Raw genomic sequence first — 13,010 nt, 5'->3', positions numbered from 1 at the left:
GCGTCCTTCCCATGGCACCGCGCATCCTGCTCGCCCGGCACGGCCAGACCGAGTGGTCCCTTCTCGGCCGGCACACCGGCAGGACCGACATACCGCTGCTCGACGAGGGACGGCGAGGGGCGAAACTGCTCGGCGAGCGCCTGCACCGGGGTCCCTGGCAGGGGCTGCCCGACGTGGAGGTGCGCACCAGCCCGCTCGTCCGGGCCAGCGAGACCTGCGAGCTCGCCGGCTTCGGGGACCGGGCCGAGCCCTGGGACGCGCTGATGGAGTGGGACTACGGGGCGTACGAGGGGCTGACCCCGCCGGAGATCCGGAAGATCCAGCCGGACTGGTTCATCTGGCGCGACGGCGTCCCCGAGGGGGAGACGCTCGCCCAGCTGTCGGACCGCGCCGACGGGATCGTGGAGTGGGCCCGCTCCGCCGACCGGGACGTCCTGGTCTTCGCCCACGGTCACATCCTGCGCTCGATCGGGGCGCGTTGGCTCGGCGAGGACGTCTCCTTCGCCTCCCGCATCCGCCTGGACCCGACGAGCCTCTCGGTCCTCGGCTGGGCGTACGGCGCCCCGGCGATCGAGCGCTGGAACGACACGGGGCACCTGGAGCAGTAGCCCGTGGAGCGGGGCCCCGGGGCCCCGCCCGGCACGTGCCGCTCAGTACGTGCCGACCAGCACCTGCCGCTCAGTACGTGCCGGCCAGGACCCGGCTGGTCTCCGAGAGCAGGTCGCGGATCCGGGCCGAGGCGATGCCGTCGAGGGAGTCCACGACGCGCCGCGCCTCCGCCGCCGCCTCGTCCCGGCGGCCGGCGTGCGCCAGGTCCTTGGCGAGGTGGGCCCGGTAGAGCGCGAGGTTCCGGGCGAAGTGCGGGTTCTGCAGGACCACCGCCCGGTGGGCGTGGCGCGCCGCCCGGCCCCACTCCCCGAGCGCCGACCAGCACCCGGCCTCCAGCGCCTCCCGCTCCGGCTCGCCGAAGAAGGACATCCACTCGGGGTCGCCCTCGGCCGGGCCCCGCTCGAAGTGCTGGTGCGCGCGGCCGAGGGCCTGCTCGCAGGCGGAGCGGTCGCCGAGCCCCGCCCACCCGCCCGCCTCCCGCAGCGAGAGCAGCGAGAGGAGCCGGTCCGAGTCCAGCGGCTGCGCGGCCCGCAGGCCCGCCTGGGCCGCCCGGACCGCCTCGCGGTAGCGGCCGGTGTCCCGGGCCAGGAACGAGGTGTTGCAGAAGGCGTGCGCCTCCAGCGCCGCGTTCCCCGCCACGCGCGCGGTGGCCAGCGCCTCCGCGTAGTGCGAGCGCGCGTCCTCGTGCCGGCCCGAGTCGTGGGCCAGCCAGCCGACGGAGAGGGAGAGCTCGCCCGCGCCCGCGTGCAGCCGGTCCTCGGTGGAGCGGCGGGTCATGGTGCCGGCGTCGAGGAGCGCGTACGCGGTGCGGAGCGGCTGGGCGGCCACCTTGTAGAGCCCGTCGGCGCCGTGCCGGTCGTCGAGCAGCCGGATCCGTCGCACGGCGTCCTCGACGGCCCGCACCTCGGTCTCGCCGATCCGGTGGGTGCCGCGGGGTGAGGGGATCGCGACGGCGGGGCCGCCGAGTCCCAGCGAGGCGACCGCCAGGGTGGCGGAGCCGCTCGTCATGAATGCGCGACGCAGCACGTCGCTCTCCTCATCGTTCCGGGTGGTGATGGCGGCGGGAGGCGCTGCCCCGGCCGGGACGGCCTGCCGCCGGCCGCGCACCGTCTCCCGCGCGGAGAACCCCAGGTCGGAGAGGCTCAGACCGGGGAACATGTGCAGGAAGACCCGCTCGTACGCGTAGTTGGGGCAGCGGATCTCGCCCGCCTCCACGCGCCCGATGTAGCGGGCGTCGCACGCGACCTGTTCGCCGATCTCCCGCGCCGCCCGGCGGACCGCCGCGGCGAACTCCGCCGGCGAGTGCTGTCCGCGGAGCCGACGGAAGGCGAGATTGGGAACTGCCCGTGACATCGCCATGGCCGAGCCCTCTCCTGGTGCTGCCGGGTTTCCGGCGGCAAGAACGTACCTGCTGTGACCGGACGCGTACGCTGAGTTTGGCTACAAATCGGATATCTCGCCTGCGATCTGCCATGAACTGCCATCCTTTGCGGCGGCATCCCGCCGTAGCCGTTGACGTGCACGGGCGTTGAACCGTAAAGGAGAGACGGAACGCGTCTCCTCTGGAGCGAGGAGGGGTCCCCATGTCGGAGATCGGTTCGCAGGCGGCCACGCGGCACGTGCCCACCCCGGAGGCCGCGCACCACGCACCCGGCCGGGAGGCCGAGGGGTCCCGGGTCGCCGCCGGCGCCTGGGACCTGGTGACCGTCCCGGTCCGCCAGGGCCTGGAGGCCGTGGACATCCTGCGCCGCGCCGCCGCCCCCGCCGTCGGACCGGTCGTCCACGACGGCACCTGCGACACCCTCGGCTTCCTGGTGCCGCCCGGCACCGCCGCCGCCTGGGACATGCCGGGCAGCGCCTGTACGCGCACCTCGGGGCGGGGCCTGCGCCTCCCCGAGCTGCCCGAACTCCCCGAGCCGGCGGGCGACGCGCCGCGCCCCGCCGGCTGGCTGCTGCCCCCGGGCGACGCCGACCCCGTCACCGACCCCGCCGTCCTGCGCGAGGCGCTCGGCGAGGCGGCCCGGCTCATCGAGGCGGCCGACGGCTGCCACTGAGCCGCCCCACGGCTGCCACTGAGCCGCCCGTCGGCCGTGCCCCGATAATGGGCCCGTGGCCAGGAACAAACAGCGGGACCGGGCGGCGGCGGCCGTCCCCGTCGTCGAGACCGTCGACGGCGGACTCGCCGAACTCATACCCGACCGGGAACGCCCGCGCGGCTGGACGCTGCTCATCGACGGCGCCCCGCAGTCGCACGTCGACCTCGACGACCCGGCCCGCCTCACCTTCGAGTACCAGCGGCGCCTCGGCCACATCGCCGACCTCGCCGCCCCGCCGAACCGGCCGCTCCAGGCCGTCCACCTCGGCGGCGGCGCCTTCACCCTCGCCCGGTACGTCGCCGCGACCCGGCCCCGCTCCACCCAGCAGATCGTGGAGCTCGACGCGCCCCTGGTCCAGCTCGTCCGCCGGGAACTGCCCCTCGACGCCGGGGCCCGCATCCGGGTCCGCTCCACCGACGCCCGCGCCGGCCTCGCCAAGGTCCAGGACGGCTGGGCCGACCTCGTCATCGCCGACGTGTTCAGCGGGGCCCGCACCCCGGCCCACCTGACCAGCACCGAGTTCCTCACCGAGGTGCGGCGGGTGCTGAGGCCCGGCGGCTTCTACGCGGCGAACCTCGCCGACGGCCCGCCCCTGACCCATCTGCGCGGCCAGATCGCCACCGCCGCCGCCGTCTTCCCCGAACTGGCGCTCACCGCCGACCCGACGGTCCTGCGCGGCCGCCGCTTCGGCAACGCGGTGCTGCTCGCCTCGGACCGCGAGCTGCCGGTGGCCGAACTGACCCGCCGGGTCGCCACCGACCCGCACCCGGGGCGCGTGGAGCACGGCCGGGCCCTCGCCGACTTCGCCGGGGGAGCGGCGCCCGTCACCGACGCGAGCGCCAAGCCCTCGCCCGTACCCCCGGCGTCCGCCTTCCGCTGACCACCGCTCACGTCCGGCGGTCGTCGGTCTCCACGCGGGGCGCGCTGTCGTGCCACACGCAGAAGACCGACAGCTCGCGGCCGTCCTCGGTGAAGGTGACCCGGATCCAGGTCGGCTGCTTCCACACCTGCATCCGCCAGCCGGACGCGGGCGTCGCCGAGACCAGTTCCGCCGAGGTCTCCCCGAGGTCGAAGGTGACCCGGCCGCCGTCCACGGTGTAGGTCTTCACGCCCTCGCCGGAGCCCGGCCCGGATCCCGCCCCGGAGGCCGGTTCCGTGGTCGGCGCGGCGGACGTCCGCGTCGTGGGGTCCGGGCGGTGCGAGGGGGGCGCGGACGGGGTGGCCGGGGGCGTGCGGGCCTCGCTCGGCGTGGACGTCGGGGTGGCGGCCGCGGAGGGCGGGGAGCTCTCGGGCCGCCGGGCGGAGGCCTGCGGATCGCCCCCGGAGGCGGCCGTTCCGATGGCGGGGCCGGCCGGGAGGGGCAGTGCGCGGGGCGGGTCGTACACCGTGCCGGACAGCACCGTGTGCACCCCCCACCAGGACAGGGCGACCGCCGCGCCGGTGGCGAGCGACCAGGCCAGGGCGTGAACGAGTCCTCTTCGCACCGGGACATAGTGCACCACCGGACCGAGGCCCGTACCGGAGGGTGGACACCGCTCGCGGCCTCACCCGGATGGCGTACGGTGCCGCCCATGGCAAGTGTGCTCGTGGTCGAGGACGACCAGTTCGTGCGCTCCGCCCTCATCCGGCAGCTGACTGCGTCTTCGGCGGAATCCCACACCGTACGGAGCGTCGGCACGGCTCTGGAGGCGCTGCGCGAGGTCGCCCATTTCCGCTTCGACGTCGTGATCCTGGACCTCGGTCTGCCCGATCTCGACGGGTCCGAGGCGCTCAAGATGCTGCGCGGGATCACCGACGTCCCGGTGATCATCGCGACCGCCCGGGACGACGAGGCCGAGATCGTACGGCTGCTCCACGCCGGGGCCGACGACTACCTCGTGAAGCCCTTCTCCGTCGACCACCTCTCCGCGCGGATGGCCGCCGTCCTGCGCCGCTCGCGGGCCGCCGCGGGCGAGCCGCCGCCCTCCCGGGTCCTCCGCGTCGGCGGGCTCACCGTCGACCCGCTGCGCCGTCAGGCGGAGCTCGACGGGACGCCGTTGGACCTGACCCGCCGCGAGTTCGACCTGCTCGCCTTCCTCGCCGGGCGGCCCGGCGTCGTCGTCCCGCGCAAGGAGCTGCTCGCCGAGGTCTGGCAGCAGTCGTACGGCGACGACCAGACCATCGACGTCCACCTGTCGTGGCTGCGCCGGAAGCTGGGCGAGACGGCCGCCCGGCCCCGCTACCTGCACACCCTGCGCGGGGTCGGCGTGAAGCTGGAGCCGCCCCGGGAGCCGCAGCCGTGAGATGGGCGCTCGTCAAGGTGTCCCTGGCCGTCACCGCCATGGTCGCCTTCGCCTTCGCCGTCCCCCTCGGGCTCGTCGTCGAGGAGATGGCCCGCGACCGGGCCTTCTCCAACGCCGAACGCCGGGCCGCCGGCCTCGCCCCCGTCCTCGCGATCACCACCGACCGCGACGAACTCGGCAAGGCCGTCGCCACCACCGAGGACGGGGCCGCGGGCCGGCTCGCCATCCACGTGCCCGCCCCCGCGCCCGGCGGCACCGCCCTGGAGATCGGCACCCGCCGCGCCGCCCCGGCGGAGCTCGCCGCCACCCGCGGCCTCGGCCGCGCCTCCATCGCCGAGGTCCCCGGCGGCTTCGTCCTGCTCCAGCCCACCGCGCTCAGCAGCGGCCAGGTCGCCGTCGTCGAACTCTTCGTCCCCGAGGGGGAGGTCAGCAACGGCGTCGCCACCGCCTGGCTCGTCCTCGCCGGCGTCGGCACCGCCCTCGTCGTCGGCTCCGTCGCCGTCGCCGACCGCCTCGGCGTCCGCATGGTCCGGCCCGCCCAGCGGCTCGCCGGAGCCGCCCACGACCTCGGCGAGGGCAGGCTCGGCGCACGCGTCCCCGAGGAGGGGCCGCCCGAACTCAAGTCGGCCGCCGTCGCCTTCAACTCGATGGCCGACCAGGTCGTGCAGCTCCTCGCCAACGAGCGGGAGCTGGCCGCCGACCTCTCCCACCGGCTCCGCACCCCGCTCACCGTGCTCCGCCTCAACGCGGCCTCGCTCGGCTCCTCGCCCGCCGCCGAGCAGACCCGCGCGGCCGTCGAACAGCTGGAGCGCGAGGTCGACATCATCATCCGCACGGCCCGCGAGGCGAAGCCACAGACCCAGGCGACCGGACCCGGCGCCGGCTGCGACGCCGCCGAAGTGGTCCGCGAGCGGATGGAGTTCTGGTCGGCGCTTGCCGAGGACGAGGGCCGCCGGGTGCGGGTCGCCGGCGTCGAGCGCCCGGTCCGCATCCCCGTCGCCCGTCCCGAACTCGTCGCCGCCCTCGACGCCCTGCTCGGCAACGTCTTCCGCCACACCCCCGAGGGCACGGCCTTCTCCATCGACGTCCACAACGGCGACGACGCCGTCATCGTCCTCGTCTCCGACGCGGGCCCCGGCATCGCCGACCCCGCCGCCGCCCTGGTCCGCGGCAACAGCGGCGGCCGGGACGGCTCCACGGGCCTGGGCCTCGACATCGTGCGGCGGATGGCGGAGGCCACCGGCGGCGACGTCCGCATCGGCCACTCGGTCCTCGGCGGCACGGAGGTGCGGATCTGGATCGGCCTCGACGGCCGGCGCGCGGGCGACGGCACGGGCCGGCGCGGCCACCGGCCCGCCCGCCGGCGCAGGGCCCCGGGGAGCCGCCGGGCCTGAACCTTTTCCGGTTCCGATGCCTTCCTTAAGCGGACCCTAAGAATCCGAACGGCGGTGCCGAAGGCGGCAATTGTCCGTTTTACCGGCGCTAGCGTGCTGCCGCACCCCACCCCACCCCCGGCACGCAGAGGCAGGCACGCGATGGGCACCAGTTCGCACCGGCGCAGGACGAGCACCCGGACCAAGGTCGTCGGAGCGGTCGTCGCGGCCGCCGTCGTCGGCGGCGCGGCCTTCGCGCTCACCGGCACCGCCCAGGCCGCCGCCGTCGGCGCCGCCTACACCCGGACCAGCTCCTGGACCGGCGGCTACACCGGCCAGTACGTCGTCACCAACGAGACGACCACCGCCCAGTCCGACTGGACCCTGGAGTTCGACCTCCCGGCCGGCACCACCATCGGCTCCCTGTGGAACGGCGAGCACACCGTCTCCGGCAACCACGTCACCGTGAGGCCCGCCGACTGGAACAGGCGGCTGGAGCCCGGCCGGTCCGTCACCGTCGGCTTCGTCACCTCGGCCGCCGGCCAGGCAGGCGACCCCACCGGCTGCCTCATCAACAGGGCCGCCTGCTCCGCCGGAGGCGCCACCCCCACCCCGAGCGGCCGCCCCACCGGGCAGCCCACCGCGACGGCCTCCCCGAAGCCGACGGCCACCGCGACCGTGAGGCCCACGCCGACCGCCACCGCCACCACGAGCCCGAAGCCGACCGCCACGGCCACCGCGCGGCCCACGCCCACCCCCACCGCGACCTCCACCGGCTCCCCGGCCGCGGGGGCCAGGTACGCCCCGTACGTCGACACCTCGCTCTACCCGGCGTACGACCTGCTCGCGACCGCCGACGCCACCGGCGTGAAGGAGTTCAACCTCGCCTTCATCACCTCCGGCGGCTCCTGCGCCCCGCTGTGGGGCGGCGTCACCGACCTCGCGAACGACAGGGTCGCGGCCCAGATCGGCGCCCTGCGCGCCAAGGGCGGCGACGTCCGCGTCTCCTTCGGCGGCGCCGCCGGCCACGAGCTGGCCCTGAACTGCTCGACCTCCTCGGCGCTCGCCGCCGCGTACGGCAAGGTCGTCGACCAGTACGAGCTCACCAAGCTCGACTTCGACATCGAGGGCGCGGCCCTCCCGGACACCGCCGCCAACACCCGCCGCTCGCAGGCGATCGCCCAGCTCCAGAAGTCCCACCCGGGCCTGGACGTCTCCTTCACCCTGCCGGTCATGCCCGAGGGCCTGACCCAGCCGGGCGTGGACCTGATCGCCGACGCCAAGAGGAACGGGGTCCGCGTCGACGCCGTCAACATCATGGCGATGGACTACGGACCGGCGTACAGCGCCGACATGGGCACGTACGCGATCCAGGCCGCGACCGCGACCCAGGCCCAGATCAAGGGCGTCCTCGGCCTCTCCGACGCGGCCGCCTGGAAGGCCGTCGCGGTCACCCCGATGATCGGCGTCAACGACGTCGCCTCCGAGGTCTTCACGGTCGAGGACGCCGCCCAGCTCGTCGACTTCGCGAGGTCCAAGGGGATCGGCCGGCTCTCGATGTGGTCCTCGGCCCGTGACAAGCAGTGCGCGGCCGGCGCCGTGACCTACGCCGATCCCACCTGCTCCTCGATCCTCCAGCAGCCGCTGGCCTTCACGAGGGCCCTCGGCGCCTACAAGTAGCAGCCGGACATTCCCGTCCCCCCACACAGCGCGCCCCGGCCGGAACCCCCCCACCGCCGACCGGGGCGCGCACCCTTCGTGCCTGGGAGCGATCCCATCCCCTGACCGCAGCGGGCTTCCGGTGTGCGCTCCGTCACACGGGGAGTCGGAGGGGTGGAGGGGCGGTCCCGCCCCGCGGGTCATCGCACATGAGAACGGCTCAGGCCCCGGTTCCTGCGAACCGGGGCCTGAGCCATCAGGGTGAGTAACGGGACTCGAACCCGCGACATCCTGGACCACAACCAGGTGCTCTACCAGCTGAGCTATACCCACCACGACCGGCGGTTTTCCCGAAGGTTTCCCCGACCGGCCGAGAAGAAGTCTACAGGGTTCCGAGGGGTGCTCGCGCACGCATTCTTCGCCGGGCGCGAGCGGGCCCGATCGAGCGGCTATTCGGCGGGGACGACGTGACGGGCCGCGATCTTCTTCGCGGTCTCCGAGTCCGGTCCGGGCTGCGGGACGAAGACCGCCTCGCGGTAGTAGCGCAGCTCCGCGATGGACTCGCGGATGTCGGCGAGCGCCCGGTGGTTGCCGTTCTTCTCCGGACTGTTGAAGTACGCCCTCGGGTACCAGCGGCGGGCCAGCTCCTTGACCGAGGAGACATCGACGATCCGGTAGTGCAGGTGGCTCTCCAGGGCGGGCATGTCGCGCGCGAGGAAGCCGCGGTCCGTGGAGACCGAGTTCCCGCACAGCGGCGCCTTGCCCGGCTCCTTGACGTGCTCGCGGATGTACGCGAGGACCTGGGCCTCCGCGTCGGCGAGCGTGGTGCCGCCGGCGAGCGCGTCGAGCAGCCCCGAGGCCGTGTGCATCTGGCGCACGATCTCCGGCATGGTCTCCAGGGCGGCGTCCGGCGGGCGGATCACGATGTCCACGCCGTCGCCGAGCACGTTCAGTTCCGAGTCGGTGACCAGCGCGGCCACCTCGATGAGTGCGTCGTCCGTCAGCGAGAGCCCGGTCATCTCGCAGTCGATCCACACCATGCGATCGTTCATGCGTCCTACCTTAGGGCCTGCCTTTCGGATCGGACCGGGCTCGCGGAGCCCGGTCCGATCCGAAAGGCAGGCCCCGGGCGTGTCCCGCCCGGCCGGACCGGGCCCGCGGACCTTCGGAACCGCCCCGGCAGGCCGACGGGCCCCCGGGGGAGGTGTCCCCGGGGGCCCGTCGGTCCTGCGTCGCGCCGCTTGTGGCGGCGGCGGTCCTGTTACGGCGCGCTGCGCTGGCCCGGCAGGGCCGGGCGGCCGGAGGCGTACGCGTCCGACTGCGGCTTGCCCGGCTCCAGCGGCCTGCGGAGACCCGCCGGACCCTGGGCCGGCACCGCCGCTTCGAGCACCGCCGTACCGGCCTCGCCCTGCGGCCGCCGGGCGCGGTACGCCGCGCGGTAGGCGGCCGGCGAGGAGCCGAGCTGGCGCCGGAAGTGGCCGCGCAGCGCCACCGGGGAGCGGAAGCCGCACCGGCCCGCGACCTCGTCGACCGAGTAGTCGGAGGTCTCGAGCAGCCGCTGCGCCTGCAGCACCCGCTGGGTGATCAGCCACTGGAGCGGGGCGGAGCCCGTCAGCGAGCGGAACCGGCGGTCGAAGGTCCGCCGTGACATGTAGGCGCGCGCGGCGAGCGTCTCCACGTCGAACTGCTCGTGGAGGTGCTCCAGCGCCCAGGCGACGACCTCGGCCAGCGGGTCGGCGCCGATCTCCTCGGGTAAAGACCTGTCGAGGTAGCGCTCCTGACCGCCGCTGCGCCGCGGCGGGACGACCAGCCGGCGCGCCAGCGCGCCCGCGGCCTCGGTGCCGTGGTCGGTCCGCACGATGTGCAGACACAGATCGATTCCGGCCGCGGTGCCGGCGGAGGTCAGCACGTCCCCGTCGTCGACGAAGAGCTCCCGCGGGTCCACGTGGACCGACGGATAGCGCTTGGCGAGCGTCGGCGCGTACATCCAGTGCGTGGTCGCCGGGCGGCCGTCGAGCAGTCCGGCCGCGGCCAGGACGAACGCCCCGGTGCACAGCCCGACGATCCTGGCCCCCTCCTCGTGCGCGCGGCGCAGCGCTTCGAGCGCCTCCGGCGGCGGCGGCGAGGTGATCGACCGCCAGGCCGGGACGACGACGGTGCCCGCCCGGCCGATGGCCTCCAGGCCGTACGGCGCGGTGAGTTCGAGCCCGCCGGTGGTCCGCAGCGGGCCTTCCTCGCCGGCGCAGACGAGCAGCCGGTAGCGTGGCACTCCGGCGTCCTGCCGGTCGATGCCGAACACGGAGAGCGGGATGGAGCTCTCGAAGATGGGGCCGCCGCTGAACAGCAGCACCGCGACGACTTCGCGACGGCGGCGCCCGGACAGCTTCCGTGCGACCTCCGGTGCGGCGGAGTCCTGGCTCATGACGCTAAGCCCCCCTCGGTGTTCGCGTCTCCCTGGTCGTGTCGCTCCTGCACGTTTCCCCTCGGTTTTGCACGAGACCCCAGTCTTCGGTACCCATGATCGAATCTACTGTGTCCCGTGGCGCCGGCGTGACAAGTTCTCCATCCGGTGGATTGTCGACAAGGCAACTTGGCGTGAAGCGATCGATCGCGAAGTCTTGCGTCCGGCGGCCGCCGGGGGAAGGGGCGGGGTGGCCAACGTCCCCGTACGCGGGGGGTGTGGGCCCCGGGGACAAGGCTTCCGCGGCCGTCGGCGCCGGGCTTGGCCAACCGTTCCGCCAGGGACTCGCCGTCGGCTTCAAGTTGGCTGAAAACATATGGGGTCGGGTGTACGAACCTGTCAACTCGAAGGGGGTCGGAGCCGGCTCGGAGCCCTAGTTCCGCCGCCTCGGCCGGACCGTCTCGGACCGCAGTCCGCGCTCCGAGCGGCGCAGCAGCAGCCGACAGGCCGCCGTCACCGAGACGAGCCCGAGCGCGGTCCCGGCGGCCCCGCCGAGCGAGGTGCCGTAGACGACCAGCACCACGGGGACCAGCGCGCAGCAGAAGGCCGCCCAGCGGACGACGTCACCGGCCTGCTCCGTCGCGCCCGTCCCCGTTCCCGGCTCCGGGGCCGCGCCGGCGGTCGGGGGGAGGGCGGGCGCCCGGCGCCGGGAGCGGGGCGAGCCGAGGGTGGGGGTGTGGGCGGCGGAGGTCTGGCCGGCGGCGGTCGATGGTGCGGGCACGGGCGGTCTCCCTGCGACGGTGGGGCGGGTCTGCGGCGACGGGGCCGGGTCTGCGGTGACGGCGGGTGGGTCCGAGGGGCGGGGCGGGAGTGCGGTGGGGGCGGGGCGGGACGGAGGGGAGGGGGTCGAGGGGGCGGTGGGGCGGGTCCGAGGGGTGGTGGGGCCGGGGTCGCGGCCGTGGTGGGCCGGACCTGTGGCAACGAGGAGCGGAACGTTCCGGTCACTCTCGGCGACGTCCGTTTGGCCCCCGTACGGACGCCTGTAGGGCACATCCGGCATTGCCAGATCCCGAACCCCTCGTGCATGCTCCCTGGAACGCCGCGCGCGAGCGGCGGGCACGCCGGGAGTGGCACGGCGGGCTCTGGGCAGGAGAGGAGTGTCGCCGTACCCTTGGGGGTATGGGCTTGGGAAGATGATTCCCGGACACAGCTCCGCCGCCACCCGTCGTTCGTCCCCCCCTTTTCCCCGTCCCTTCCCACGAGGACCCTCTTCGCCGAGACACCGATGGCCGGTCACGAATTCCCCGAACCCGCGGACCGCAAGCGCGTCGCCGACTCCACGGTCGACCCCCTCGCGGTAGAACAGCCACGTCATGCCTGCGACCCGGCCTTCCGGCACGGGGTGGTCGTCGGCTTCGACGGCTCCACGTCCAGTGAGCGCGCCCTCGCGTACGCCATCGGCATGGCCCGCCGCTCCGGATCGGGCCTGATCATCGTGCACGTGGCCAACCGGCTGCCCACCACGGTGTGGGCGGGCTGCGAGCCCCCGGTCTTCGTCGACGTGCCGGACCACCGCACCGAGGTCCTCGGCCTGGAGCTGGCCTGCGCCGAGCACCTCTCCGAGGTGCCGTGGATCCTGGTCGAGCGCGGCGGGGACATCTGCCACGAGCTGGAGGAGGTCGGCCGGGAGTACTCGGCCGACGCGATCGTGGTCGGCTCCACGCACGGGATCGTCGGCCGGATCTTCGGCTCGGTCGCCGGCCGCCTCGCGCGCCGCGCCCAGCGGCCCGTCATCGTCATCCCGTAACGCGCCCGCGGGCCCCTCCGTCCCGTACGGCCCGTCAGGTCACTCCCTCAACTGCCGTCATCCGGCCATAAATTCGGCCTTCCTCAGGTGAATTGTGTGCTTGTGAAGGGTACATAAAGGTCACGGAACGCAGCAGCTCACGCAGGACAACTGCACACCTGAAGGGAGCCCGCCGTGAACAACGAAGTCGCCGCGGGAAACACCACCTCCACGCTCGGCCACCTGGCACTCGGACTGACCCTGCTGGCCTTCGGCCTGGGCGGAACCGGTGTCATCGACAACGTCGCGGCAGCGGATGCCGCGGGTCTCGCCACCTGGGTCGGCGGCGTGACGCTCTTCCTCGTCGGACTGCTCGCCCTGCGCGCGGGCGACAAGGGCGAGGGCACGGCGTACGCGGCGCTCGGCGCCTTCTGGTTCACCTGGGGCAGCGGAGCCGGCGGGCACGCCTCGGCCGACGCCATGGGCCTCTTCCTGCTCCTGTGGGCGCTCCTCGCGCTCACGCTGACCATGGCCTCCGCGGGCAGCGGGCTCTTCGGCCAGGGCGTGTACGGACTGCTGTTCGTCGCGCTGCTGCTGCTCGGCATCGGCGCCCTCGCCGACAACGGCGGCCTCGGCAAGGCGGGCGGCTGGGTGGCCGCCGTCGCGGGCCTGGTCGCCTGGTACGGCGCCACGGCCGCGGTCGCCGGCTGGCCGACGGCCCTGCGCCGCGCGGCGGGCGGTGCCCCGGCCGCGGGCTGATCCCCGGGAAGAACACAGCGGTCCCCGTGCACGGGAGGTGTGTGC

The 13,010-nt window shown here is 74.5% G+C and carries 13 protein-coding genes and 1 tRNA gene; 8 read left to right on the top strand and 6 right to left on the bottom strand.

The window, feature by feature from the left end; all coding sequences use genetic code 11:
- Window positions 1-11 precede the first annotated feature (11 nt).
- Window positions 12-608, top strand: a complete 597-nt coding sequence (locus tag ACFYUZ_RS29265) for a histidine phosphatase family protein (RefSeq protein WP_389314221.1) — start codon at window positions 12-14, stop codon at window positions 606-608.
- A gap of 70 nt (window positions 609-678) precedes the next feature.
- Here the strand turns inward: ACFYUZ_RS29265 and ACFYUZ_RS29260 are convergent, their stop codons facing one another.
- On the bottom strand, window positions 679-1,968 hold the full coding sequence (locus tag ACFYUZ_RS29260; RefSeq protein WP_389314219.1) for a tetratricopeptide repeat protein: 1,290 nt from the start codon (window positions 1,966-1,968) through the stop codon (window positions 679-681).
- 224 nt (window positions 1,969-2,192) lie between these two features.
- Between ACFYUZ_RS29260 and ACFYUZ_RS29255 the strand changes: the two genes are divergently transcribed.
- Both ACFYUZ_RS29255 and ACFYUZ_RS29250 read left to right on the top strand, forming a co-directional pair.
- Complete coding sequence (locus tag ACFYUZ_RS29255; protein WP_389314217.1) at window positions 2,193-2,663, top strand: hypothetical protein; 471 nt, start codon at window positions 2,193-2,195, stop codon at window positions 2,661-2,663.
- A gap of 55 nt (window positions 2,664-2,718) precedes the next feature.
- Window positions 2,719-3,585, top strand: a complete 867-nt coding sequence (locus tag ACFYUZ_RS29250; protein ID WP_356902475.1) for a fused MFS/spermidine synthase — start codon at window positions 2,719-2,721, stop codon at window positions 3,583-3,585.
- Between the two features lie 7 nt (window positions 3,586-3,592).
- Here ACFYUZ_RS29250 and ACFYUZ_RS29245 read toward each other — a convergent pair whose 3' ends face one another.
- Window positions 3,593-4,189 carry a hypothetical protein gene (locus ACFYUZ_RS29245; RefSeq protein WP_389314215.1) on the bottom strand — a complete coding sequence of 199 codons (597 nt, stop codon included), beginning with the start codon at window positions 4,187-4,189 and terminating at the stop codon, window positions 3,593-3,595.
- Between the two features lie 87 nt (window positions 4,190-4,276).
- Between ACFYUZ_RS29245 and ACFYUZ_RS29240 the strand changes: the two genes are divergently transcribed.
- The 3 genes from ACFYUZ_RS29240 to ACFYUZ_RS29230 all read left to right on the top strand — a co-directional run bounded on the left by ACFYUZ_RS29240 (window position 4,277) and on the right by ACFYUZ_RS29230 (window position 8,040).
- On the top strand, window positions 4,277-4,987 hold the full coding sequence (locus ACFYUZ_RS29240) for a response regulator transcription factor (protein ID WP_389314213.1): 711 nt from the start codon (window positions 4,277-4,279) through the stop codon (window positions 4,985-4,987).
- Entirely contained in the window at window positions 4,984-6,381 is a 1,398-nt protein-coding gene (locus tag ACFYUZ_RS29235) for an ATP-binding protein (protein WP_389314211.1), read from the top strand. The genes ACFYUZ_RS29240 and ACFYUZ_RS29235 overlap by 4 nt, the downstream gene beginning before the upstream one ends.
- Window positions 6,382-6,522: 141 nt before the next feature.
- A complete protein-coding gene (locus ACFYUZ_RS29230) occupies window positions 6,523-8,040 on the top strand; it encodes a cellulose binding domain-containing protein (protein ID WP_389314209.1) in 1,518 nt (505 codons plus the stop codon).
- Window positions 8,041-8,279: 239 nt separating this feature from the next.
- On the opposite strand, the gene ACFYUZ_RS29225 is transcribed toward ACFYUZ_RS29230, so the two are convergent.
- The 4 genes from ACFYUZ_RS29225 to ACFYUZ_RS29210 all read right to left on the bottom strand — a co-directional run bounded on the left by ACFYUZ_RS29225 (window position 8,280) and on the right by ACFYUZ_RS29210 (window position 11,201).
- Window positions 8,280-8,352, bottom strand: a tRNA-His gene (locus ACFYUZ_RS29225).
- 116 nt (window positions 8,353-8,468) lie between these two features.
- Window positions 8,469-9,071, bottom strand: a complete 603-nt coding sequence (orn, locus tag ACFYUZ_RS29220) for an oligoribonuclease (RefSeq protein WP_389314207.1) — start codon at window positions 9,069-9,071, stop codon at window positions 8,469-8,471.
- Window positions 9,072-9,280: 209 nt separating this feature from the next.
- A complete protein-coding gene (locus ACFYUZ_RS29215; protein ID WP_389314205.1) occupies window positions 9,281-10,441 on the bottom strand; it encodes a helix-turn-helix domain-containing protein in 1,161 nt (386 codons plus the stop codon).
- A 412-nt stretch (window positions 10,442-10,853) separates the two neighbouring features.
- A complete protein-coding gene (locus ACFYUZ_RS29210) occupies window positions 10,854-11,201 on the bottom strand; it encodes a hypothetical protein (protein ID WP_389314203.1) in 348 nt (115 codons plus the stop codon).
- Window positions 11,202-11,705: 504 nt separating this feature from the next.
- On the opposite strand from ACFYUZ_RS29210, the gene ACFYUZ_RS29205 reads away from it, so the two are divergent.
- Both ACFYUZ_RS29205 and ACFYUZ_RS29200 read left to right on the top strand, forming a co-directional pair.
- Window positions 11,706-12,227 carry a universal stress protein gene (locus ACFYUZ_RS29205; protein ID WP_015033782.1) on the top strand — a complete coding sequence of 174 codons (522 nt, stop codon included), beginning with the start codon at window positions 11,706-11,708 and terminating at the stop codon, window positions 12,225-12,227.
- A gap of 174 nt (window positions 12,228-12,401) precedes the next feature.
- The gene (locus ACFYUZ_RS29200) at window positions 12,402-12,965 is read left to right on the top strand and encodes a GPR1/FUN34/YaaH family transporter (protein ID WP_030685321.1); all 564 of its coding nucleotides are present in this window, start codon (window positions 12,402-12,404) and stop codon (window positions 12,963-12,965) included.
- The last annotated feature ends 45 nt before the right edge of the window (window positions 12,966-13,010 follow it).

It is taken from the genome of Streptomyces sp. NPDC004266 (assembly GCF_042874095.1).
In the GTDB taxonomy this organism is placed as follows: Bacteria; Actinomycetota; Actinomycetes; order Streptomycetales; family Streptomycetaceae; genus Streptomyces.
This window is presented reverse-complemented; position numbering and strand designations above follow the sequence as displayed.